General features: G+C 61.1%; 17 protein-coding genes, 2 tRNA genes and 1 pseudogene. 15 read left to right on the top strand and 5 right to left on the bottom strand.

Annotation, left to right across the window (positions count from 1 at the left end; genetic code table 11):
- Positions 1-113: 113 nt before the first annotated feature.
- Positions 114-731: a trimeric intracellular cation channel family protein gene (locus FBY10_RS08865; protein WP_172681530.1), complete on the top strand. Its 618-nt coding sequence runs from the start codon at positions 114-116 to the stop codon at positions 729-731.
- Here the strand turns inward: FBY10_RS08865 and queG are convergent.
- Positions 728-1,792 carry a tRNA epoxyqueuosine(34) reductase QueG gene (gene queG, locus FBY10_RS08860; protein WP_131696773.1) on the bottom strand — a complete coding sequence of 355 codons (1,065 nt, stop codon included), beginning with the start codon at positions 1,790-1,792 and terminating at the stop codon, positions 728-730. The genes FBY10_RS08865 and queG overlap by 4 nt on opposite strands.
- Before the next feature lie 63 nt (positions 1,793-1,855).
- Here queG and FBY10_RS08855 point away from each other — a divergent pair, with 63 nt between their 5' ends.
- From FBY10_RS08855 to FBY10_RS08800, 12 genes are all read left to right on the top strand, one after another.
- On the top strand, positions 1,856-2,716 hold the full coding sequence (locus FBY10_RS08855; protein ID WP_145336014.1) for an NAD(P)H-hydrate dehydratase: 861 nt from the start codon (positions 1,856-1,858) through the stop codon (positions 2,714-2,716).
- On the top strand, positions 2,704-3,174 hold the full coding sequence (tsaE, locus tag FBY10_RS08850) for a tRNA (adenosine(37)-N6)-threonylcarbamoyltransferase complex ATPase subunit type 1 TsaE (RefSeq protein ID WP_131696771.1): 471 nt from the start codon (positions 2,704-2,706) through the stop codon (positions 3,172-3,174). The genes FBY10_RS08855 and tsaE overlap by 13 nt, the downstream gene beginning before the upstream one ends.
- Positions 3,175-3,189: 15 nt before the next feature.
- Positions 3,190-4,611: an N-acetylmuramoyl-L-alanine amidase gene (locus tag FBY10_RS08845; protein ID WP_131696770.1), complete on the top strand. Its 1,422-nt coding sequence runs from the start codon at positions 3,190-3,192 to the stop codon at positions 4,609-4,611.
- Positions 4,611-6,524 (top strand): DNA mismatch repair endonuclease MutL, encoded by a 1,914-nt coding sequence (gene mutL, locus FBY10_RS08840; protein WP_131696769.1) that lies wholly within the window; start codon positions 4,611-4,613, stop codon positions 6,522-6,524. The genes FBY10_RS08845 and mutL overlap by 1 nt, the downstream gene beginning before the upstream one ends.
- Positions 6,524-7,495 carry a tRNA (adenosine(37)-N6)-dimethylallyltransferase MiaA gene (gene miaA / locus FBY10_RS08835; RefSeq protein ID WP_053139381.1) on the top strand — a complete coding sequence of 324 codons (972 nt, stop codon included), beginning with the start codon at positions 6,524-6,526 and terminating at the stop codon, positions 7,493-7,495. The genes mutL and miaA overlap by 1 nt, the downstream gene beginning before the upstream one ends.
- A gap of 94 nt (positions 7,496-7,589) precedes the next feature.
- Positions 7,590-7,850 carry an RNA chaperone Hfq gene (hfq, locus tag FBY10_RS08830; protein ID WP_003171355.1) on the top strand — a complete coding sequence of 87 codons (261 nt, stop codon included), beginning with the start codon at positions 7,590-7,592 and terminating at the stop codon, positions 7,848-7,850.
- Positions 7,851-7,862: 12 nt separating this feature from the next.
- Positions 7,863-9,164, top strand: a complete 1,302-nt coding sequence (hflX, locus tag FBY10_RS08825) for a ribosome rescue GTPase HflX (RefSeq protein WP_027604899.1) — start codon at positions 7,863-7,865, stop codon at positions 9,162-9,164.
- A 96-nt stretch (positions 9,165-9,260) separates the two neighbouring features.
- Positions 9,261-10,436, top strand: coding sequence for an FtsH protease activity modulator HflK (gene hflK / locus FBY10_RS08820; RefSeq protein ID WP_131696767.1), 1,176 nt, complete (start codon positions 9,261-9,263; stop codon positions 10,434-10,436).
- Positions 10,436-11,302, top strand: a complete 867-nt coding sequence (gene hflC / locus FBY10_RS08815) for a protease modulator HflC (RefSeq protein ID WP_122538372.1) — start codon at positions 10,436-10,438, stop codon at positions 11,300-11,302. The genes hflK and hflC overlap by 1 nt, the downstream gene beginning before the upstream one ends.
- A 293-nt stretch (positions 11,303-11,595) precedes the next feature.
- Positions 11,596-12,783, top strand: coding sequence for an ATP phosphoribosyltransferase regulatory subunit (locus FBY10_RS08810; RefSeq protein WP_053139387.1), 1,188 nt, complete (start codon positions 11,596-11,598; stop codon positions 12,781-12,783).
- Between the two features lie 54 nt (positions 12,784-12,837).
- Complete coding sequence (locus tag FBY10_RS08805; RefSeq protein ID WP_027604896.1) at positions 12,838-14,127, top strand: adenylosuccinate synthase; 1,290 nt, start codon at positions 12,838-12,840, stop codon at positions 14,125-14,127.
- Between the two features lie 139 nt (positions 14,128-14,266).
- The gene (locus FBY10_RS08800) at positions 14,267-16,201 is read left to right on the top strand and encodes a methyl-accepting chemotaxis protein (protein WP_131696765.1); all 1,935 of its coding nucleotides are present in this window, start codon (positions 14,267-14,269) and stop codon (positions 16,199-16,201) included.
- Positions 16,202-16,294: 93 nt separating this feature from the next.
- On the opposite strand, the gene FBY10_RS08795 is transcribed toward FBY10_RS08800, so the two are convergent.
- The 4 genes from FBY10_RS08795 to FBY10_RS08780 all read right to left on the bottom strand — a co-directional run bounded on the left by FBY10_RS08795 (position 16,295) and on the right by FBY10_RS08780 (position 19,357).
- Positions 16,295-17,860, bottom strand: a complete 1,566-nt coding sequence (locus tag FBY10_RS08795) for an iron ABC transporter permease (RefSeq protein WP_131696764.1) — start codon at positions 17,858-17,860, stop codon at positions 16,295-16,297.
- Positions 17,860-18,885: an extracellular solute-binding protein gene (locus FBY10_RS08790; protein WP_145336016.1), complete on the bottom strand. Its 1,026-nt coding sequence runs from the start codon at positions 18,883-18,885 to the stop codon at positions 17,860-17,862. Before FBY10_RS08790 ends, FBY10_RS08795 begins: the two co-directional genes overlap by 1 nt.
- 144 nt (positions 18,886-19,029) lie before the next feature.
- Positions 19,030-19,116, bottom strand: a tRNA-Leu gene (locus FBY10_RS08785).
- A 154-nt stretch (positions 19,117-19,270) separates the two neighbouring features.
- Positions 19,271-19,357, bottom strand: a tRNA-Leu gene (locus FBY10_RS08780).
- Positions 19,358-19,581: 224 nt separating this feature from the next.
- On the opposite strand from FBY10_RS08780, the pseudogene rnr reads away from it, so the two are divergent.
- Positions 19,582-22,216, top strand: a pseudogene (gene rnr / locus FBY10_RS08775) (ribonuclease R).
- Complete coding sequence (gene rlmB, locus FBY10_RS08770) at positions 22,213-22,974, top strand: 23S rRNA (guanosine(2251)-2'-O)-methyltransferase RlmB (protein WP_145336018.1); 762 nt, start codon at positions 22,213-22,215, stop codon at positions 22,972-22,974. Before rnr ends, rlmB begins: the two are co-directional and overlap by 4 nt.
- The last annotated feature ends 89 nt before the right edge of the window (positions 22,975-23,063 follow it).

Below are 23,063 nucleotides of genomic sequence, written 5' to 3'. Positions count from 1 at the left end.
AAGTGTGGGAGGGGGCTTGCTCCCGATGGCAGGCAACTCGATTTATCGCCAGGCGCCCCCTTTTGGTGCCATCAGCAAATGATTAGACTGCCGGCCTCTTTGCAAGGATCGCCATCATGCTGCTGATGCTCTACCTCATCGCCATCACCGCCGAAGCCATGACCGGCGCCTTGTCCGCCGGCCGGCGCGGCATGGACTGGTTTGGTGTGGTGCTGATCGCCTGCGTGACGGCGCTGGGCGGCGGCTCGGTGCGCGATGTGCTGTTGGGGCATTACCCGTTGACGTGGGTCAAGCATCCGGAATACCTGGTGCTGACCTCCGTCGCGGCGCTGGTGACGATCTTTATCGCACCGTTGATGCGTCACCTGCGCTCGCTGTTCCTCGCGCTGGATGCCGTGGGCCTGGTCGCGTTCACGCTGATCGGCTGCATGACCGCCCTGGAAATGGGCCACGGCATGCTGGTGGCCTCGGTCAGCGGGGTGATCACCGGCGTCTTCGGCGGCATTCTGCGGGATATTTTCTGCAACGACATTCCGCTGATCTTCCGCCGTGAACTGTACGCCAGCGTGTCATTCCTCGCCGCCTGGTTCTACCTGCTGTGCCTCTACCTGGAACTGCCCAGCGAGCAGGCAATTCTACTGACGCTGTTCAGCGGCTTTCTATTGCGCCTGCTGGCGATTCGATTTCACTGGGAAATGCCCAAGTTCGTCTACAACGACGACGTGCACTAGCGCGCCGCGTGCTGGTTCAGCGCCCATTCCACATGCTCGCGCACCAGCTCCGACGGATAATCCCGACGCGCCTTCAAGGCTTCCAGTACCGGGATGCTCGACGGCGCGTTGCCCAGGCCCACCGCCAGGTTGCGCAGCCAGCGTTCATAACCGGCACGGCGCAAAGGTGAACCTTCGGTACTGCTGAGGAATTTATCCTCATCCCACAGGAACAGCTCCGCCAGTTCTGCGTTATCCAGGTTGTGCCGTGGCTTGAAATCGCTTTCGGCGGTAGGTCGCGCGAAACGATTCCACGGACAAACGATCTGACAGTCATCGCAGCCGAATACCCGGTTGCCGATCAGCGGGCGCAGGTCTTCAGGGATTGCGCTCTTGAGTTCGATGGTCAGGTAGGAAATGCAGCGCCGGGCGTCCAGCACATAGGGGCCGACAAACGCATTGGTGGGGCAGATATCCAGGCAGGCGGTGCAGCGGCCGCAGTGTTCGGTACTGTGCGGTGGATCGACCGGTAGCGGCAAATCCACAAATAGCTCGCTCAGGAAGAAATAACTGCCGGCCTTGCGATTGAGCACCAGGGTGTTTTTACCGATCCAGCCAAGACCGGCTTGTTCGGCAATGGCTTTTTCCAGCACGGGCGCGCTGTCGACAAAGGCACGAAAGCCGAAAGGCCCGATCTGCGCCTGGATACGGTCGGCCAACTGTTGCACGCGTTTGCGGATCAGCTTGTGGTAGTCGCGGCCCAGGGCGTAGCGCGAGATGTAAGCCTTTTCCGGTTTTGCCAGCAGTTGCGCCATCTGGGTATCGCCGGGCAGGTAGTCCATGCGCAGCGACACCACGCGCAGGGTGCCCGGCACCAGTTCGTCCGGGTGCGAGCGTTTGCTGCCATGGGCGCCCATGTAGTCCATCTCGCCGTGGTAGCCCGCGTCGAGCCAGCGTTGCAGATGGTGTTCATGCTCAGCCAGGTCAAGGCCGCTGATGCCGACTTGTTGAAAGCCCAGCTCGCGCCCCCAGTCTTTGATCGATTGGGCGAGGGCGGGCAGATCGGAGGTAATAGCGGGCATGAGACACGGGAAACCACAGGTTAGATGCGTATAATTCTGCCAGACATCGGAGCTTGAAGACGCATGCCGCAGACAAAACACGAAATAACCGACGTTCAGCCTTTGTTGCATGGCCATTTGCCGCAACTGGCTGCGCGTTCACCGGACGCCCATAAAGGCCAGTTCGGTCACCTGCTGATGATTGGCGGCGACCGGGGCTTTGGCGGCGCCGCGCTGCTCGGCGCCGAAAGCGCCTTGCGCAGTGGTGCGGGCAGGGTGTCCCTGGCCACTCGCCTTGAGCATGTGCCGGCCGCGCTGGCCCGTTTGCCGGAAGTCATGACCGTCGGCGTGAGTTCGGCCAACCAGTTGATGGGCTTGCTGGAAAAAATCTCGGTGATCGTCATTGGCCCCGGCCTGGGCGAAGCCGCCTGGGGTAAAAGCCTGTTGTCTGTCGCAGCCAATGCACGGCAGCCGCAGGTCTGGGACGCCGATGCACTCAATCAACTGGCGACTGGCAGCGTGAGCTTGCCAGCCCATTGCGTGATCACCCCGCATCCGGGGGAGGCGGCGCGATTGCTGGGGATTTCGACAGCCGAGGTTCAGGCCGACCGTCTTAAGGTGGCGCGCGCGTTGAGCCAGAAATTCAAGGCAGTGGCCATCCTCAAGGGTGCTGGCAGTTTGATTGCCAGTCCGGACGGGCGCGTTTCGCGCTGCGATCAAGGCCATCCGGCGATGGCGACGGCGGGCCTCGGTGATGTTTTGGCCGGCCTGGTGGGTGCGCTGCTGGCCCAGGGCATGCCGGCCTATGAAGCAAGCTGCCTGGCCGTCTGGTTGCACGCCACGGCAGGGGATCGCCAGGGCAGCTTTGGTCGCGGGCTGGCCGCCAGCGACCTGATACCCGCCATTCGTCAATTGCTGGAGGAACAGTCGCCGTGTCTGAAGTAATCCTTTTCCTGGCCGATGAAGAGGCCATGGTGGCGTTAGGTCAGCGTATTGCGCAGGTCACGGCCGGGTCAGGGCTGATTTTTCTTGAAGGCGACTTGGGGGCAGGCAAGACCACACTGTCCAGGGGCATCATTCGCGGGTTGGGCCACACGGGGGCGGTAAAAAGTCCCACGTTCACTCTGGTTGAACCCTACGAGATCGGCGCAGTGCGGGCTTTCCACTTCGACCTCTATCGCCTGGTGGATCCCGAAGAACTCGAGTTCATGGGCATCCGTGATTACTTCGATGAGGACGCGCTGTGCCTGATTGAGTGGCCAGATAAAGGCACAGGCTTTTTGCCAAAGCCGGACCTGACCATTACCATTACGCCGCATGATCACGGACGTCAGCTGAAGTTGTTGCCCCAGAGTGCGCGCGGTGAGTCGTGGTGCGCTGCTCTGGCTTTGGAATTCAAATAATTGGTGGGGTTAGGTATGCGCTTTCGCGCGTTGGTTGCTGTCGTAGGGGTGTTGCTTGCGGCAATGACTGTCAATGCTCTGGCTGCTTCACAGGTGAAGAGTGTTCGCCTGTGGCGAGCGCCGGATAACACGCGACTGGTGTTCGACCTGTCTGGCCCGGTCCAGCACAGTGTCTTTACCCTAACGGCGCCTGATCGGCTGGTGATCGACATCAACGGTGCGACCCTGGCCGCGCCGTTGAACGTGTCCACCGCCAATACGCCGATTACCGCCATGCGCTCGGCGCAGCGCACGCCGACTGACCTGCGGGTAGTCATCGACCTGAAAAAGGTCGTGACCCCGAAAAGCTTCTCCCTGGCGCCAAACGCCCAATACGGCAACCGGCTGGTAGTCGATCTGTTCGACAACGCCGCCGATGCCGCGCCGCCGCCTGCGCCAACTCCAGCCGTGGCAACAGTGCCGGCAGTACCGGTCAACCCGTCCCAACCCCAGGTCAAGCTGCCACCGCCGCCGCCAGCCCCGGCCGGCAAGCGTGACATCATCGTGGTGATCGATGCCGGCCACGGCGGCGAAGACCCGGGCGCCTCTGGTTCGCGCGGCCAGCATGAGAAAGACGTGGTGCTGGCCATCGCCCGTGAACTGCAGCGCCAGGTCAACGGCATGAAAGGCTACCGCGCCGAACTGACCCGTACCGGCGACTACTTCATTCCGTTGCGCGGTCGTACCGAAATCGCCCGTAAGAAGGGCGCCGACCTGTTTGTCTCGATCCATGCCGACGCCGCACCTTCGGCCGCCGCCTTCGGTGCTTCGGTGTTTGCCCTGTCGGATCGCGGCGCCACGTCCGAGACCGCCCGCTGGCTGGCCGACAGCGAAAACCGTTCCGACTTGATCGGCGGGGCTGGCAACGTGTCCCTCGATGACAAGGACAAGATGCTCGCCGGTGTACTGCTTGATCTGTCGATGACGGCTTCGCTGACCTCCAGCTTGAACGTCGGCCAGAAGGTGTTGAGCAACATCGGCCGCGTGACCTCGTTGCACAAGCAGCGCGTGGAACAAGCCGGGTTCATGGTGTTGAAGTCGCCGGACATCCCATCGATCCTGGTGGAAACCGGGTTTATCTCCAACGTCAACGAAGCCTCGAAGCTGGCCAGTGCCAGGCACCAGCAGGCCTTGGCGCGTTCCATCAGCGCCGGTGTGCGCCAGTTCTTCCAGCAGAACCCGCCGCCGGGCACCTACATTGCCTGGTTGCGCGACTCCGGCAAAATCGCCCAGGGCCCGCGTGATCATCGCGTGCAACCGGGCGATACGCTTGCCATGCTGGCGGTGCGGTTCCAGGTTTCGGCCGCGTCCTTGCGCAGCGCCAACAACCTGAAGACCGATGAGTTGAAGGTCGGCCAGGTGTTGACCATCCCTGGCACTGAATTGGCGGCACAGTAATGAGCGAATCAACCTTGAACAGCGGGTCGCGCATTGAATTGCTCAGCCCGCGCCTCGCCAACCAGATTGCGGCGGGCGAGGTCGTCGAGCGCCCGGCATCGGTGATCAAGGAGTTGCTGGAGAACAGCATCGACTCCGGCGCCAAGCGCATTGATGTCGACGTGGAGCAGGGCGGCGTCAAGCTGTTGCGCGTGCGCGACGACGGCAGCGGTATCTCCTCCGATGACCTGCCGCTGGCCCTGGCCCGCCACGCCACCAGCAAGATTCGCGACCTGGAAGACCTTGAGCGCGTGATGAGCCTGGGCTTTCGCGGTGAGGCATTGGCCTCCATCAGCTCCGTGGCGCGCCTGACCCTGACGTCGCGCACCCGTGATGCCGAGCAGGCCTGGCAGGTGGAAACCGAAGGCCGCGACATGGCGCCTCGGGTCCAGCCGGCTGCGCACCCTGTGGGCACCTCGGTGGAAGTGCGCGACCTGTTCTTCAACACCCCGGCGCGGCGCAAATTCCTCAAGGCCGAAAAAACCGAATTCGATCACCTGCAGGAAGTCATCAAACGTCTGGCCCTGGCGCGTTTCGATGTGGCGTTTCACCTGCGCCACAACGGCAAGACCATCCTCAGCCTGCACGAAGCCCACGACGACGCCGCGCGCGCTCGCCGAGTGTCGGCCATCTGCGGAGCGGGTTTCCTGGAACAGGCGCTGCCGATTGAGATCGAACGCAATGGCCTGCGCCTGTGGGGTTGGGTGGGCTTGCCGACCTTCTCCCGCAGCCAGGCGGACTTGCAGTATTTCTTTGTGAATGGCCGGGCGGTACGCGACAAACTGGTGGCCCACGCAGTGCGCCAGGCTTATCGCGATGTGCTGTTCAACGGGCGGCATCCGACCTTTGTGCTGTTTTTCGAGGTCGACCCTTCGGTGGTCGACGTCAACGTGCACCCGACCAAACACGAAGTGCGCTTCCGTGACGGGCGCATGGTGCATGACTTCCTCTATGGCACCTTGCACCGTGCCCTGGGCGATGTGCGCCCGGATGACCAGTTGTCTGCGCCCATCGTGACGGCGGTGGTGCGTCCGAGCGGCCCCGAAGCGGGCGAGTTTGGCCCTCAAGGCGAAATGAGCCTGGCGGCAAACCTGCTGCAATCGCCGCAACCCCAGCCGAGCTACACAGCGCCGGGCTCTGGCTCGGGAGCGGGTTATCAGTACCAATACACACCGCGTCCGCAATCGGCTGTGCCGGTCGCCGAAGCGCAGGCTGCCTATCGTGAGTTTTTTGCGCCGTTGCCAGGGGCCGAGCCGGGCGCAGTGGCCTTGCCGGAAGGTGGCGGTGATATTCCACCGCTGGGCTACGCGTTGGCGCAGCTCAAGGGCATCTACATCCTCGCGGAAAATGCCCATGGCCTGGTGCTGGTGGACATGCACGCCGCTCACGAGCGGATCATGTACGAGCGCCTGAAGATCGCTATGGCCAGCGAAGGCCTGAGTGGCCAGCCGTTGCTGGTGCCCGAATCCCTGGCCGTCAGCCAGCGTGAGGCCGATTGCGCCGAAGAGCATCACGCTGTGTTTCAAAAACTGGGCTTCGAGTTGCAGCGCCTGGGTCCGGAAACCCTGGCCATTCGCCAGATTCCCGCACTGCTCAAGCAGGCCGAGGCCAACCGGCTGGTCGCCGATGTGTTGGCTGACCTGATGGAGTACGGCACCAGCGACCGTATCCAGGCACACATCAATGAACTGCTCGGTACCATGGCCTGCCACGGCGCCATCCGCGCCAATCGCCGCCTGGCCTTGCCGGAAATGAACGGCCTGCTGCGCGACATGGAAAACACCGAACGCAGCGGTCAGTGCAACCATGGCCGTCCGACCTGGACCCAGATGGGCCTGGACGATCTGGACAAACTGTTTTTGCGCGGCCGTTGATGAGCGCCTTGCCCCCCGCGATCTTCCTGATGGGCCCCACGGCCGCCGGCAAGACCGACCTGGCCATCGAGCTCACCAAGGTGCTGCCGTGCGAACTGATCAGTGTCGATTCTGCCCTGGTTTACCGGGACATGGACATCGGTACCGCCAAGCCCTCAAAAGAGCTGCTGGCGCAGTATCCGCACCGGTTGATCGACATTATCGACCCGGCCGAGAGCTATTCCGCAGCGGATTTCCGCACTGACGCCCTGGCCGCCATGGCAGAGATCACTGCGCGGGGCAACATCCCGTTGCTGGTGGGCGGCACGATGCTCTACTACAAGGCCTTGCAGGAAGGGCTGGCCGACATGCCGCCCGCCGATGCCCAGGTGCGCGCCGAGCTTGAAGAAGAGGCTGCGCGCCTTGGCTGGCAAGCCCTGCACGACCAATTGGCAGTGGTTGACCCGGTATCTGCCGCGCGCATTCACCCCAATGATCCCCAACGCCTCAGTCGCGCCCTGGAAGTCTGGCGGGTCAGCGGACAGACCATGACTGAACTGAGGCTGAAACAAACTGCGCAAAGTGCTGACGCAGGCGCATCTGGACAGTCACAATTGCCCTATACTGTGGCGAATCTGGCCATCGCTCCGGCAAATCGCCAGGTGCTGCATGAACGAATTGCACAAAGATTCACAATTATGTTGGAACAGGGGTTTGTGGACGAGGTCGTAGCACTGCGTTCAAGAGGTGACCTGCATCCAGGGTTACCTTCGATACGTGCTGTAGGCTACCGCCAAGTCTGGGATCATCTGGATGGCAAGCTGACGTCAGCTGAAATGCAGGAGCGCGGCATCATTGCCACGCGCCAATTGGCGAAGCGCCAGTTCACCTGGCTGCGCAGCTGGAGCGATTTGCACTGGTTGGACAGCCTGGACAGCGACAATCTGTCACGCGCCTTGAAATACTTGGGAACGGTCTCCATATTGAGCTGAGTCCTTGCAATTGCCGTCTATCCTTGGGGGTGTGGCGGCCATAAGCTATCTATTTTCCGATTTTTTATTATTGATCCTTAAAGGAGTGCGGCACATGTCAAAAGGGCATTCGCTACAAGACCCTTACTTGAATACTTTACGTAAAGAGAAAGTGGGGGTTTCCATCTACCTGGTCAACGGTATCAAGCTGCAAGGTACGATCGAGTCGTTCGACCAGTTCGTGATCCTGCTGAAAAACACCGTCAGCCAGATGGTCTACAAGCACGCTATCTCGACAGTGGTTCCAGTTCGTCCAATCCGTCTGCCGAGCGCAGCCGGTGATGATGCAGCTGACGCTGAGCCAGGTAACGCCTGATAGGAGTCTCCTTTGTTCTTTGAGCGCCACGGTGGTGGTGAGCGAGTAATCCTCGTTCACTTGGATGGACAGGACCCTGAGGCGCGCGAAGATCCGCAGGAGTTTCAGGAGTTGGCAAATTCGGCCGGCGCCGAGACCGTTGCGTTTTTTAACGTGCCGCGTCATCGGCCAACCGCCAAATTCCTGATTGGCAGTGGCAAGGTCGAGGAACTGCGCGACCTGGTCCATGCCGAAGAAGCCGATCTGGTGATCTTCAACCATACCCTCACGCCCAGTCAGGAACGTAACCTCGAACGTGTATTCGAGTGTCGCGTGATCGACCGCACCGGTCTGATTCTCGATATTTTCGCCCAGCGCGCCCGTACCCATGAGGGCAAGCTCCAGGTCGAACTGGCCCAGCTTGACCACATGAGCACCCGGCTGGTTCGCGGTTGGACTCACCTTGAGCGTCAGGGTGGCGGTATTGGTATGCGGGGCCCGGGTGAAACCCAGTTGGAAACCGACCGGCGCCTGCTGCGGGTTCGCCTGCGTCAGATCAAGGGCCGGCTGGAGAAGGTGCGTAGCCAGCGCGAGCAATCGCGACGTGGCCGTTCACGTGCCGATATTCCTACCGTGTCCCTGGTGGGCTATACCAACGCCGGCAAGTCCACGCTGTTCAACAACGTGACGAAATCGGACGTGTATGCGGCTGACCAACTGTTCGCTACCCTCGACCCGACCTTGCGCCGTCTGGATATTGACGACCTGGGGCCGATTGTCCTGGCCGACACCGTGGGTTTCATTCGTCATCTGCCCCATAAGCTGGTCGAGGCGTTTCGGTCTACGCTCGAAGAGTCGAGCAACTCCGACCTGCTGTTGCACGTGATCGATGCGGCCGAACCGGATCGCATGTTGCAGATTGAACAGGTCATGGTCGTGCTGGGCGAGATTGGCGCCCAGGACTTGCCGATCCTTGAGGTCTATAACAAACTCGATTTGCTTGAAGGCGTTGAGCCACAAATCCAGCGCGACGAGAACGGCAAGCCCCAGCGGGTCTGGCTGTCGGCGCGCGATGGCAGTGGTTTGGAGCTGCTTGAACAAGCCATTGCCGAGTTGCTCGGCAGCGATTTGTTCGTCGGCACCTTGCGCTTGCCTCAGCGTTTTGCTCGACTGCGTGCACAGTTTTTCGAGCTGGGCGCGGTACAGAAAGAAGAACACGACGAAGAAGGTGTCAGCTTGCTGGCCGTTCGGTTGCCGCGCTCGGAGCTCAATCGGCTGGTCAGCCGTGAAGGCGTAGTACCGACAGAGTTCATCGAACAACACACTTTGCAATAAAAGCCTGAGAAAGCGGTTGTGCCGCAGTAGCAGGCATTCTGTAGCATTGGTCGGCGCGCCGTGGGTGCGTCTTTGCTTTATCAGATGGAGAGCGCTATGGCTTGGAATGAGCCGGGTGGCAACTCGAATAATCAGGATCCTTGGGGTGGTAAACGCCGCAATAATGGCGACCGCAAGGGGCCACCAGATCTCGACGAGGCCTTCCGAAAGCTGCAGGAAAGCCTGAATGGGTTGTTCGGTGGTGGAAAAAAACGTGGTGGTGACGAGGGCGGTCGTACGAGCAAGGGCGGCGGCTATGGCCTGCTGGGCCTGGGTCTTGTCGTGCTGGCGGCCGTATGGCTGTACAGCGCCGTATACGTCGTGGACGAGCAGGAGCAAGCCGTGGTGCTGCGCTTCGGTAAGTACTACGAGACTGTCGGTCCTGGCCTGAACATCTATTTCCCGCCGATCGACAAGAAGTACATGGAGAACGTCACGCGTGAGCGTGCCTACACCAAGCAGGGCCAGATGCTGACCGAAGACGAGAACATCGTCGAAGTGCCGCTGACCGTGCAGTACAAGATCAGCAACCTGCAGGACTTCGTGCTGAATGTAGATCAGCCGGAAATCAGCCTGCAACACGCAACCGAAAGCGCCCTGCGCCACGTGGTGGGTTCCACCGCCATGGACCAGGTGCTGACCGAAGGTCGTGAGTTGATGGCCAGCGAAATCAAGGAGCGCCTGCAACGGTTCCTCGATACCTATCGCACCGGTATCACCGTCACCCAGGTGAACGTACAGAGCGCAGCGGCACCGCGTGAAGTGCAGGAAGCCTTCGACGACGTGATCCGCGCCCGTGAAGACGAACAGCGTTCGCGCAACCAGGCTGAAACCTACGCCAACGGCGTCGTGCCGGAAGCCCGTGGCCAGGCCCAGCGTATCCTTGAGGATGCCAACGGTTACCGTGACGAAGTGGTCTCCCGTGCCAAGGGTGAAGCGGATCGCTTTACCAAGCTGGTCGCTGAGTACCGCAAGGCACCTGAGGTGACTCGTGAGCGTCTGTACCTGGACACCATGCAGGAAGTCTTCAGCAATACCAGCAAGGTCCTCGTGACCGGCAGCAAGGGTGGGCAGAACAACCTGCTGTACCTGCCGCTGGACAAGATGATCGAAGGTGGTCGTAGCAGCTCCAATGCACCGTCCACCGGCTCCAATGCCGCTGCCAACGAAGCGAGCGCCCGTGCGGCCGCTGACTTGCTGCAACAGCAAACACGTACCAGGGAGAGTCGTTGATGAGCAATAAATCGCTGACCGCCCTGATTGTGGGCGTCGTCGTGGTCATCGCTGCCTGGAACTGCTTCTACATCGTGGCTCAGACCGAGCGTGCGGTGCTGCTGCAATTCGGCCGTGTGGTCCAGGCGGACGTCCAGCCGGGCCTGCATGTGAAAGTCCCCTACGTCAACCAGGTGCGTAAGTTCGACGGCCGCCTGATGACGCTGGATGCACCGACACAGCGCTTCCTGACCCTGGAAAAGAAAGCCGTGATGGTTGACGCCTACGCCAAGTGGCGCGTCAAGGATGCCGAGCGCTTCTACACCGCCACCTCCGGCCTCAAGCAGATTGCCGACGAGCGTTTGTCGCGCCGTCTGGAATCGGGCCTGCGTGACCAGTTTGGTAAGCGCACCCTGCACGAGGTGGTGTCCGGTGAGCGTGATGCGCTGATGGCGGATATCACGCGTTCGTTGAATACGATGGCGGAAAAAGAACTGGGCATCGAAGTTGTCGATGTTCGGGTCAAGGCCATCGATTTGCCGAAGGAAGTGAACCGCAGCGTGTTCGAGCGTATGAGCACCGAGCGTGAGCGTGAGGCCCGTGAGCACCGTGCCAAGGGTAACGAGCTGGCTGAGGGTATCCGTGCGGATGCCGACCGTCAGCGCCGTGTACTGCTGGCAGAAGCCTATCGCGAGTCTGAAGAGGCCCGTGGTGATGGTGATGCTCAAGCCGCGTCGATCTACGCCAAGGCTTACGGCCAGGACCAGGAGTTCTACGCGTTCTACCGTAGCCTGCGTGCCTACCGTGAAAGTTTCGCGAACAAAACCGACGTCATGGTGCTGGACCCAAGCAGCGACTTCTTCCGCTACCTGGAAAAGTCCAAGTAACCAGCCCGTGATTTTGTAGGGCGCACTCCGTCGGGCGGCTAAAACGCCTGGCGGGGTGATCCTTTCAGAAAACGGGTGTATGATGCGGCAGCCGGGAAATTCCCGGCTTTTTTGCGTCTGCATGTTTGATTCGGCAGGCGTGACAGGTTTTTCGAGGAAAGTGCCCGACGAGGCCGTTAACAGGTCGTTCGTCACGTCGCTCTTGCGCGTGGTTTATGCAGGGGGCGGGTATTTTCTGCTTCACTCAAGGCTCGGCCGAGGGCTGGCCGCCCGGATCATAGGGGAATGGCGTAATGGCAACGGTAGACCGCTGGCTGCTGCCAGATGGCATCGAAGAAGTACTGCCACCAGAAGCTGCGCGCATTGAAGTAGCGCGTCGCCAGGTGTTGGATCTGTTCCAGAGCTGGGGTTACGAGTTTGTCGTGACCCCCCATATCGAGTACCTGGAATCCCTGCTGACCGGCGCGGGCCAGGACCTGGATCTGCGCACCTTCAAGGTCATCGACCCGCAATCGGGCCGGCAAATGGGGTTCCGTGCCGACATCACGCCGCAAGTGGCGCGCATCGATGCGCACACCTTGCGCCGCGAAGGCCCGAGCCGCCTGTGCTACGCCGGCAGCGTGCTGCACGCTCAACCGCGTGCCTTGTCGTCTTCCCGCAGCCCGATCCAATTGGGTGCGGAGTTGTACGGTGATGCCAGCCCGAGCAGCGACGTTGAAGTGATCAGCCTGATGCTGGCCATGCTGCAACTGGCTGATGTCCCAGATGTCCACATGGACCTCGGTCACGTGGGGATCTACCGTGGCCTGGCCCGTGCGGCCGGTTTGTCCGGTGAAGTCGAGCAACAGCTATTCGATGCTCTGCAGCGTAAGGCGATCGATGAAGTCATTGCCCTGACCGCTGGCGTGCCTGCGGATCTGGCCGACATGCTGCGTGCACTGGTCAACCTGTGTGGCGGCCGTGAAGTGCTGGTGGCTGCACGTGAGCGCCTGGCCAAGGCGCCGGCGCCGGTATTGGCTGCACTCGATGACGTGCTGGCGATTGCTGAGCGGTTATCGGCGCGGTTCCCGCAGTTGCCGCTCTATTTTGATCTGGGCGAGCTGCGCGGCTACCACTACCACACCGGTGTGGTGTTCGCGGTGTTTGTACCGGGTGTTGGCCAGGCCATCGCTCAAGGTGGCCGTTACGACGACATCGGCGCCGACTTCGGTCGTGCGCGTCCGGCCACCGGCTTTTCCACCGATTTGAAAACCCTGGTGACCCTGGGGCGTGCTGAGGTCGAGCTGCCGTCTGGTGGCATCTGGATGCCCGACAGTACGGACGCAGCACTCTGGCAGCAGGTTTGCCAGTTGCGCAGTGAGGGTCAGCGAGTTGTCCAGGCATTGCCCGGGCAGCCATTGGCCGCCGCCCGTGAAGCGGACTGCGACCGGCAATTGATTCTGCAGAACGGGCTTTGGCAAGTATCGCCACTGGCTTCTTGAGTTTTCCTGCCGGCCATCGCCGGCACCAAGTTTGCGCGAATGAGGACAAGTGTTATGGGTAAGAATGTCGTAGTCCTGGGCACCCAATGGGGTGATGAGGGCAAAGGCAAGATCGTTGATCTGCTGACCGAACATGCTGCCGCCGTAGTGCGCTACCAAGGCGGCCACAACGCTGGCCACACCCTGGTCATCGATGGCGAAAAAACCGTCTTGCACCTGATCCCGTCGGGCGTCCTGCGCGAAGGCGTGCAGTGCCTGATCGGCAATGGCGTCGTGGTTGCACCGGATGCCCTGCTGCGTGAGATCACCAAGCTGGAAGAGAAAGGCGTACCGGTGCGCGAGCGCCTGCGTATAAGCCCGTCCTGCCCGCTGATCCTGTCCTTCCATGTTGCGCTGGACCAGGCCCGTGAAAAGGCCCGTGGCGAGCTGAAGATCGGTACCACCGGTCGGGGCATCGGCCCGGCCTACGAAGACAAGGTCGCACGTCGCGGCCTGCGTGTGGGCGACCTGCTCAACATGCCGCGCTTTGAAGACAAGCTGCGTGAACTGGTGGATTACCACAACTTCATGCTGGTGGGTTACTACAAAGAGCCAGCCATTGAATTCGACAAGACCCTGGCCGAGTGCAAGGAATACGCTGAGCTGCTCAAGCCGCTGATGCTGGATGTGACCGCAGAGCTGCACGACCTGCGTCGCGCTGGCAAGGACATCATGTTCGAAGGCGCCCAGGGTTCGTTGCTGGACATCGACCACGGTACCTACCCGTACGTGACCAGCTCCAACACCACTGCTGGCGGCGTTGCTACCGGTTCGGGCGTTGGTCCTATGTTCCTGGACTACATCCTCGGCATCACCAAGGCCTACACCACCCGTGTAGGTTCGGGCCCGTTCCCGACTGAACTGTTCGACGAAGTCGGTGCGCACCTGGCCAAGCAAGGTCACGAGTTCGGCGCGACCACCGGCCGTGCTCGTCGTTGTGGCTGGTTCGACGCCGTTATCCTGCGTCGCGCTATCGATGTGAACAGCATCTCGGGCATCTGCTTCACCAAGCTGGATGTACTCGATGGCCTGGAAACCATCAACATCTGCGTCGGCTACAAAGATGCCGAAGGCAAGGACGTTGCCCCGGTTGATGCCGACAGCTACGTGGGCCTGCAGCCAGTGTACGAAGAAGTGCCGGGCTGGAGCGAGTCGACCGTGGGCGCCAAGACCCTGGAAGAGCTGCCAGCTAATGCCCGCGCCTACATCAAGCGTGTCGAAGAGCTGATCGGCGCGCCGATTGACATTATTTCGACGGGCCCGGACCGCAACGAAACCATCGTTCTGCGTCACCCGTTCGCTTAATAAGCTGTTGATGTAAAAAGCAAAGGGCTCCTTCGGGAGCCCTTTGTCGTTTCTACTGCCTGAGCGGCACGACCCTTGCTTCGCTTCTCTCTTTCGCGGTGCTATCAAATTAATGGCACCCGTGGTGGAGGGATTCCCGATGTCTGCCGTTCTCTCATTGTTACAAAGCCGTCTGTTGCGGCCGGTGTTCGTTACCCTAGGTATCGCTCTTTTGGTGCAAGTGCTGGTGGCGGTTGCCCTCACCCGGAGCACAGTCACGGCGCTGGAAGCCGATTTAGGCAGTCGCCTGGGCATCGACAGCCAGAAGCTGTCCGGTGAATTGGCCCAGGCCGGCAAGGAAGTCACGTCGAGCCTGGACAGCTTGTCCAACAGTACCCGTCAGCGTCTGACCGCCGGGCTTTCCGAGCGCCTGCAGGCTGAGCAGAAGCAATTGCGTGCCACGCTGGAAAAAGATCTGCAGGACTCCGCCAATGATATGGCGCAGTTACTCGCCTCGGTGGCGCCCCGTGCCATGTGGGACAGTGACGTGCCGACGCTGTCGGAGTTTGCCCGGCGTGCACAGCGCAATCCCAACGTATTGTTCGTGGTTTATGACGACGCGGCGGGTGAGCACCTGACTCGTTATCTGAATCGCGAAAATCCGATCAACAAGGCGTTGCTGGAAAAAGGCCAGGGCGATCGCGCCTTGGACAAAGTCCTGAACGCCGCGAAGAACGATCCTTCGGTGTTCTACGTCGAGGCTTCCATCAGCCCTAACGGCGTGGAGATTGGCAAGGTGCTCATGGGGGTGTCGACCGCGTCGGTCGAGGCCGATCTGCAAGCGCTGGACAAGCGTTTTGCCGCATTGATTGCCAGCGGTGATAAGTTGGTCGGTGACAGCCTCAAAGGTGCCGCGGCGGATAGCGCGGCGGCCATGGGCGCTCGCCTGCAGTCGGCGCAAGCCACTGCGACCCAGATGACCGTCAACACCACCGGCGCCGTGCAGGAGGCTGCCGGCACCTTGCGTTGGCGCATCGGCATGGGGCTGGCGGGGGTTGGTTTCGGCGTATTGCTGCTGATCGCCGTGGTTCTCGGCCGCCGCGTGGTCAATCGCCTGAAACTGCTTATCGCGGCCATGGATGACCTGGCCGCGGGCGAGGGCGACCTCACCAAGCGCGTTCAAATCAACAGCAAAGACGAAATCGGCGACATGGCCTCGGCGGTCAATCGCTTTGTGGATAAGCTGCAACCCATCGTGCGCGAGGCGGGCGATGTGGCGCAGCGTACCGGCGTGGAAATCGGCGCCATGACCTTGCGCAATGCCGGCGCCGATGCGGCAGCTGGCTTGCAGCGTGATGAGGTGGCGGAGAGTTTGCGCGCGCTGTCGCAAATGGCCGACGAGGCCCAGGCCGAAAGCCACGCCATGCAGGCGGCGTTGCAACAGGTGGTGGATATTCGTCAGGCGACGGACGAGAACTCGCGCACTTCGGCCGAAGTCGGCAGTTTGATCGAGGCACTGGCGGGGCAAGTGCAGGCCGGTTCGCAGGTCATCGAGCGTCTGGCCCAGCAAAGCGAGCAGATCGAAGTGGTGCTGACGGTCATCCATGGCATCGCCGAGCAGACCAACCTGCTGGCGCTCAACGCGGCCATCGAAGCAGCGCGTGCCGGCGAAACGGGGCGTGGCTTTGCGGTGGTGGCGGACGAAGTGCGTGCGTTGGCCAGCAAGACCCAAAGTTCTACTGGCGATATCCAGGCGCATATCGTCGCGTTGCAGCAGGGCGCACGCGAAGCGGTCGAAACCATCGGCAAGGCCGGGCGTCAGGCCAATGAAGGCTTGCTGGTGCTGCGCGACAGCGTGCGCTTGCAGCAGACGGTGCAGGCCTCGGTGGAGCAGGTGCATGCGGCGATTGGCCTGGCTACCCGCGCAGCCGAGCATCAAGCCCAGGGTGCCCATGCGGTGCGAGGCCGGGTCGAGGTGATCCATGCCCAGGCCGAGCGTGCGGCGCAGGCGGTGGTGGAGACTACCGCCAGTGGCAAGGTGCTGGACGGGTTGGCGGCGCAGTTGAAGGCGAGTCTGGGGCAGTTTCGGGCTTAGCGTCGTCTGTTCTGGCCTCATCGGGAACAAGCCCCCTCCCACGGGTTGAAGTGCATTCAAAATGTGGGAGGGGGCTTGTCCCCGATACCGATCTCAGCGGCTCAAGTACATCCGAGTTGTTAACAGATAGACCGGCAGCCCCGACACCACTATCAACAACGCCGCATAAGGCGCCGCCGCCGCAAACTCCACATTCGAGGTATGTGCCCACACGGCAGTCGCCAAGGTATTCAGTCCGGTCGGACTGAGCAGCAACGTCGCCGTCAATTCCTTCATGGCGTCCAGGAACACCAGCGCAAATGCCGCCCCCAATGCCGGAAAAATAATTGGCAGCGTCACTCGGCAAAATGCACTGAACGACGATGCCCCCAGCGTGCGTGCAGCCTCTTCCAGCTGCGGTGCGGCTTTGTTCAAGGCTGTGCGGATCGGCGCCTGGGCCAATGGAAGAAACAACAACGCATAGGCGATCAGCAACAACGCCGACGTCTGGTACAGCGCCGGCACGTAATGCAGGGCGAAATACACCAGCGTCAACGCAATCACCAGGCCGGGCAGGGCGTGCAGCAGGTACGGCAGGCGTTCGGCCCAGATCGCCAGTTGGCCTTTGTAGCGCACCACCAGCAGTCCCACCGGCACCGCCAGCACCAGGCATAGTGCCGCGCCCCCCAGCGACAGCGTCAGGGAGGACAGCAAAGCCTCACCAATCTCGGCCACCGGAAACGCCGCCGAGGAACCTACCGCCAACCAATAGCCGAGCATGCCCAAGGGAATGCCGCTGCCAATGATCGCCAGCGTCAGGCAATACACCTGGCCCAGTGGCGCCCACTTGCCCAGTCGCACCTGCGCCGCATGTCGCGCCGCGCCCTGCCCGATGCGCACGTGCCGGCCCTTGCCGCGCACGCGCAGTTCCAGCCATAGCAGGGTCAGGCACATCAGCAGCAATACCGCCGAAAGCATCGCGGCATTGGCGTTACTGAATTCCAGTTCGAATTGCTGGTAGATCGCAGTGGTAAAGGTTTGCAGGCCAATGATCGACAGCGCGCCGAACTCCACCAGCATATGCAGCGCGATCAAAAGTGCCCCGGCCAGCAGCGACGGCCACAGCAAGGGCAGGGTGATGCGAAAGAATACGCCCCAGCGATTCAGGCCCAGAGTGCGGGCCGATTCTTCAAGGGAGGGGTCCAGGTTGCGCAAGGTCGCTGCCACCGGCAAAAACACCAGCGGGTATTTGGACAGGGTCATCACCAGGATCGCTCCGCCGAGCCCTTCGAAGTTGGCGCTCAGCGATACCCAGGTGAAGCTGCTGACAAACGCCGGCACCGCGAACGGCAGGCACAGGATTACGCCCCAGATGCGGCGCCCCGGCAGATTGCTGCGTTCCAGCAGCCAGGCCAGGGATAGGCCGATTACGCCGCACGCCACCGTCACACCGATCATCAGCGCCAGGGTGTTGCGCAGCAGTCCGAATACGTAGGGTCGCCATAGCAGATGCACCGCCTGCGCCCAGCCCGCCTGCCAGGCCTTCAGCCCGACGTACACCAGTGGCAGCAGGCTCAGGCCAACCAGTAGCAGGACGGGGAGCAGTAGCCAGATCGAAGGGCGCTTGCGGCGTGGGCTGAACCCCCCGCGCAAGGCGGGGGTGGGTAGCGATGGGTTCATCAGTTCAAGCCAACCTCACGTTCCAGCTCCAGGGCTTCTTCCGCGTTGCCCAGGTCGGCGGGGGTGACTTTCGGCGGTTGCAGTTCGCTGAAAGGCTTGAGGCCGCGGTTGGATTCCATGCCCTTGCGCAGCGGGTACTCGGCCGAGGTGTTGGTGATCACGCGCTGGCCTTCTTCGCTGGCCATGAACGCCAGCAGTTGCTGGGCTTCTTTTGGATGCTTGCTGGATTTCAGCGCGGCCGCCGAAGACACGGTGATCAGGCCGCCGGCATCGCCGTCGGTGAAGTAGTGCAGTTGTGAGTCCAGGTTGGTTTTTTCTTTCTTCAGGGCAAACCAGTAGTAGTTGTTCACCAGTACGGTGGCGACTTCGCCATTTTCCACGGCTTTAAGGGCAACCATGTTGTTGCTGTACACCTTGCCGAAGGCGCGCAGACCGGTCAGCCATTCTTCAGCGGCTTCGCGACCGTGCAACTTGATAATTGCCACGGCCTGTTCCTGGAACGCGCCGCTGGTGGGTACGAAGCCGACCTTGCCTTGCCACTCGGGGCCGGCGAAATCCAGTACCGACTTGGGCAGGTCTTTCTCGGCAATCAATTTCGGGTTGAAGGCCACGACGCGCGTGCGTGCGGTTACGCCCATCCAGTCGCCTTTGCGGCCGACGTAATCCTTGGGGAGCACGTCGAGCGTGCCAGCGTCGATCTTGGCCAGCAGGCCTTGCTCGCCAAGTTTGTTCAGTGGCGGCGATTCTTCGGTGTAGATCACGTCGGCAGGGGAGCGGTCGCCTTCTTCCACGACCTGGCTGGCCAGTTGGTTGCTGCTGCCTTTGCGTACGTTGACGTGAATGCCTGTCTTGGCTTCGAAGGCCTTGGCGAGTTCGTCGCCGACTTCTTTGTGTTGGCCGTTGTACAGGGTCAGGGAGACCTTGTCGGCGGAATAGGCGGCGGGGGAGAGTAGGGTCAGGCCGAGCAGGGTGATGGTCAGGCCACGCAGAAGGGACGTCTTGAGATGGGTATCGCGGATCATCATCCGGGGTTTTCCTCACTTGAGTGCAACAAATCATTGCAAGGATAAACGATAAAACTTCTCAAGTGCGCCGAAGGGGGGAATTGCCGGTGGCGTTTTCAAACCCCGGAAACGAAAAAACCCGCTTTCGCGGGTTTGATCTGAATTTGGTGCCCAGGAGAAGACTCGAACTTCCACGACCTTGCGATCACCAGCACCTGAAGCTGGCGTGTCTACCAATTTCACCACCTGGGCATTATCAAACAACGTTGCCGCTGTTGATGGGGCGAACTATACGGCGGGCTTTTTAATCTGTAAACCCCTGATTCAAAAAATATAAATCGATTTTCTCGTTAAAAATCAAAAGCCTGAAACGAAAAAACCCGCTTTCGCGGGTTTGATCTGAATTTGGTGCCCAGGAGAAGACTCGAACTTCCACGACCTTGCGATCACCAGCACCTGAAGCTGGCGTGTCTACCAATTTCACCACCTGGGCAGCATCAACAACGTTGCCGTCGTCGATGGCGCGCACTATACGGAGCCGTTTTTTAGCTGTAAACCCCTGCTATGAAAAAAACCTGGAAAATTTCGCCAATGGTCGTGCAAGGTGCGCGGCGAGGGCTGTAAAAGGCTTTTAAACGCTTGTTGATGCCTGAAATTTCCCGTTTCAATACGCGTATGCCAAACTAACCCGCATATAGACAAGGTGAAAAATCTCTAATGGCCGATTGGCAGTCCCTCGATCCCGAGGCCGCTCGTGAAGCGGAAAAATATGAAAACCCTATTCCTAGCCGCGAACTGATCCTGGCGCACCTCGCCGATCGGGGTTCGCCTGCTAGCCGCGAGCAGCTGGTCGAAGAGTTCGGTCTGACCACCGAAGACCAGCTCGAAGCCCTGCGCCGCCGCCTGCGTGCCATGGAGCGCGATGCTCAACTGATCTACACCCGCCGTGGTACCTATGCACCCGTGGATAAGCTCGACCTGATCCTCGGCCGCATTGCCGGCCACCGTGATGGTTTCGGCTTCCTGATCCCGGATGACGGCAGTGATGACCTGTTCATGAGCCCAGCGCAAATGCGCCTGGTGTTCGATGGCGACCGTGCCCTGGCGCGCGTTTCCGGTCTGGACCGTCGCGGTCGCCGTGAAGGCGTGATCGTTGAAGTGGTGTCCCGCGCCCACGAGTCCATCGTCGGCCGTTACTTCGAAGAAGGCGGTATCGGCTTTGTTGTGCCGGATAACCCGAAGGTCCAGCAGGAAGTGCTGATTACCCCGGGCCGCAATGGCGCAGCCAAGGTCGGCCAGTTCGTCGAGGTGAAAATCACCCACTGGCCAACTGCGCGCTTCCAGCCCCAGGGCGATATTGTTGAAGTGGTCGGCAACTACATGGCGCCGGGCATGGAAATCGACGTCGCGCTGCGCACCTACGACATTCCTCACGTCTGGCCTGACGCTGTGCTCAAGGAAGCCGCCAAGCTCAAGCCGGAAGTCGAAGAGAAGGACAAAGAAAAGCGCATCGACCTGCGTCATCTGCCGTTCGTCACCATTGACGGTGAAGATGCCCGCGACTTTGACGATGCGGTCTACTGCGAAGCCAAGCCCGGCAAGCTGCGCCTGTTTTCCGGCGGCTGGAAGTTGTTCGTCGCGATTGCCGACGTCTCCAGCTATGTGAAGATCGGTTCGGCCCTGGATAACGAAGCCCAGGTACGCGGCAACTCCGTGTATTTCCCTGAGCGCGTGATCCCGATGCTGCCTGAGCAGCTGTCCAACGGCCTGTGCTCCCTGAACCCGAAAGTCGACCGTTTGGCCATGGTGTGCGAGATGACTATCTCGAAAACCGGCGAAATGACCGATTACCAGTTCTACGAAGCGGTGATCCACTCCCAGGCGCGCCTGACCTACAACAAGGTCAGTACCATCCTGGAGCAGCCGAAAACCGGCGAAGCCAAGGCGTTGCGTGGTGAGTACGGGCATGTCGTGCCGCACCTCAAGCAGCTTTACGCGTTGTACAAGGTGTTGCTGGGTGCCCGTCATGTGCGTGGCGCGATCGATTTTGAAACCCAGGAAACCCGGATTGTCTTCGGTTCCGAGCGCAAGATCGCCGCGATCACTCCGACCACCCGTAACGATGCGCACAAGCTGATCGAGGAATGCATGCTGGCGGCCAACGTGGCCACCGCTGAATTCCTGAAAAAGCACGAAATCCCTGCGCTCTACCGTGTACACGATGGTCCGCCACCGGAGCGCCTGGAAAAACTGCGCGCGTTCCTCGGAGAGCTGGGCCTGTCCCTGCACAAAGGCAAGGACGGCCCGACGCCGAAGGACTACCAGGCACTCCTGGCCAGCATCAAGGACCGTCCGGATTACCACGTGATCCAGACCGTGATGCTGCGTTCCCTGAGCCAGGCGGTGTACAGCGCCGACAATCAGGGCCACTTCGGCCTGAATTACGAGGCGTACACCCACTTCACCTCACCGATTCGCCGTTATCCGGATTTGCTCACGCACCGCGCAATCCGCAGCGTGATCCATTCCAAGCAGAACACCCCGCACGTCAAGCGTGCCGGTGCCATGACCATTCCAAAGGCGCGGATCTATCCGTACGACGAAGCGGCCCTGGAACAGTTGGGCGAGCAGTGCTCCATGAGCGAGCGCCGCGCCGACGAAGCCACCCGCGACGTGGTGAACTGGCTCAAGTGCGAGTTTATGAAGGACCGCGTGGGCGAGTCGTTCCCGGGCGTGATCACTGCCGTGACCGGCTTTGGCCTGTTTGTCGAGCTGACCGACATCTACGTCGAAGGCCTGGTGCACGTCACTGCCTTGCCGGGCGACTACTACCACTTCGATCCTGTGCACCACCGCTTGGCGGGTGAGCGTACCGGTCGCAGCTTCCGTCTGGGCGATACCGTCGAAGTGCAGGTCATGCGCGTCGATCTCGACGAGCGCAAGATCGACTTCGGTATGCCTGACAAACCTGCCGAGCCGGCGGGCCGTAAAAAACGAGGCAGCGAACCTGCTGCGCCAGCAAGCAAAGGCAAGGGCGTTCCTGCGAAAGCTGCTGCCGCCGAGCCTGCGCCAGCCAAGGCAGGTCGTCGTTCGTCTTCCAAGGACAAGGCTCCCGAAGCCTACCGCCCAAGCGACGCGGCGGCGAAAAACGCCGAACTGCGCAAGAGTCGTGAGTTGAAGCAGCAGTTGCTCAACGAAGCCAAAAGCGGTGGTAAAGCGGCGTCTGGGGGAAAGTCCCAAGGGGCGGAAAAGCCGTCGAGCAAGCCAAGTAAACACCGTAAAGGCCCGCCAAAAGCGGGTTCGGCCCCCCGCGAAAAGCGGCGGCTCGCGCAAACCTAAGGCCAAGTCATGAGTCTGGAAAAAATCTACGGCGTCCACGCCGTAGAAGCACTGCTGCGTCACCACCCTAAGCGCGTCAAGCAAGTGTGGCTGGCCGAAGGCCGCAGCGAGCCGCGCGTGCAGGCGTTGGTCGAGCTGGCCAACCAAAACAAAGTCGCCATCGGTCAGGCCGAGCGTCGTGAAATGGACGTGTGGGTCGAAGGCGTTCACCAGGGTGTGGTGGCGGACGTCAGTCCGAGCCAGGTCTGGGGCGAAGCGATGCTCGATGAGCTGCTCGACCGTACCGAAGGTGCGCCGCTATTACTGGTGCTGGACGGCGTGACCGACCCGCACAACCTCGGCGCGTGCCTGCGTTCGGCCGATGCTGCGGGGGCGCTGGCGGTGATTGTGCCTAAAGACAAGTCGGCTACCTTGACGCCGGTTGTGCGCAAGGTCGCCTGTGGCGCGGCGGAAGTGATTCCGCTGGTGGCCGTGACCAACCTGGCGCGCACCCTGGAGAAACTCCAGCAGCGCGGCCTGTGGGTCGTGGGCACGGCGGGAGAGGCTGAGGTCAGCATTTATGACCAGGACCTCACCGGCCCGACCATCCTGATCATGGGGGCCGAAGGCAAGGGCATGCGTCGCCTGACCCGTGAACATTGCGATTACCTGGTGCACCTGCCGATGGCCGGTAGTGTCAGCAGCCTGAACGTGTCGGTCGCGACCGGCGTGTGCCTGTTTGAGGCCCAGCGTCAGCGTGGGGCCAAGGCCAAGGCCAAGGCGAAGAAGTAGTTCTAAGCCTGGAATAGAACCAACATGTGGGAGGTGGCTTGCCCCCGATAGCGGTGTTTCAGCTACAGATGCTGTGACTGACCCACCGC

This window comes from Pseudomonas sp. SJZ103, assembly GCF_007828335.1.
Lineage (GTDB): Bacteria > Pseudomonadota > Gammaproteobacteria > Pseudomonadales > Pseudomonadaceae > Aquipseudomonas.
The sequence above is the reverse complement of the archived record's forward strand: the minus strand, read 5'-3'. Positions and strand labels throughout refer to the sequence as shown.

What these genes read in the sequence shown, in the direction of transcription:
- FBY10_RS08790 (WP_145336016.1), bottom strand. Translation starts at nt 18,885, where the DNA reads ATGATGATCCGCGATACCCATCTCAAGACGTCCCTTCTGCGTGGCCTG.
- FBY10_RS08810 (WP_053139387.1), top strand. Translation starts at nt 11,596, where the DNA reads ATGGCAACGGTAGACCGCTGGCTGCTGCCAGATGGCATCGAAGAAGTA.
- FBY10_RS08800 (WP_131696765.1), top strand. Translation starts at nt 14,267, where the DNA reads ATGTCTGCCGTTCTCTCATTGTTACAAAGCCGTCTGTTGCGGCCGGTG.
- queG (WP_131696773.1), bottom strand. Translation starts at nt 1,792, where the DNA reads ATGCCCGCTATTACCTCCGATCTGCCCGCCCTCGCCCAATCGATCAAA.
- mutL (WP_131696769.1), top strand. Translation starts at nt 4,611, where the DNA reads ATGAGCGAATCAACCTTGAACAGCGGGTCGCGCATTGAATTGCTCAGC.
- FBY10_RS08845 (WP_131696770.1), top strand. Translation starts at nt 3,190, where the DNA reads ATGCGCTTTCGCGCGTTGGTTGCTGTCGTAGGGGTGTTGCTTGCGGCA.
- miaA (WP_053139381.1), top strand. Translation starts at nt 6,524, where the DNA reads ATGAGCGCCTTGCCCCCCGCGATCTTCCTGATGGGCCCCACGGCCGCC.
- FBY10_RS08855 (WP_145336014.1), top strand. Translation starts at nt 1,856, where the DNA reads ATGCCGCAGACAAAACACGAAATAACCGACGTTCAGCCTTTGTTGCAT.
- rlmB (WP_145336018.1), top strand. Translation starts at nt 22,213, where the DNA reads ATGAGTCTGGAAAAAATCTACGGCGTCCACGCCGTAGAAGCACTGCTG.
- FBY10_RS08795 (WP_131696764.1), bottom strand. Translation starts at nt 17,860, where the DNA reads ATGAACCCATCGCTACCCACCCCCGCCTTGCGCGGGGGGTTCAGCCCA.
- hflC (WP_122538372.1), top strand. Translation starts at nt 10,436, where the DNA reads ATGAGCAATAAATCGCTGACCGCCCTGATTGTGGGCGTCGTCGTGGTC.
- FBY10_RS08805 (WP_027604896.1), top strand. Translation starts at nt 12,838, where the DNA reads ATGGGTAAGAATGTCGTAGTCCTGGGCACCCAATGGGGTGATGAGGGC.
- hflK (WP_131696767.1), top strand. Translation starts at nt 9,261, where the DNA reads ATGGCTTGGAATGAGCCGGGTGGCAACTCGAATAATCAGGATCCTTGG.
- hfq (WP_003171355.1), top strand. Translation starts at nt 7,590, where the DNA reads ATGTCAAAAGGGCATTCGCTACAAGACCCTTACTTGAATACTTTACGT.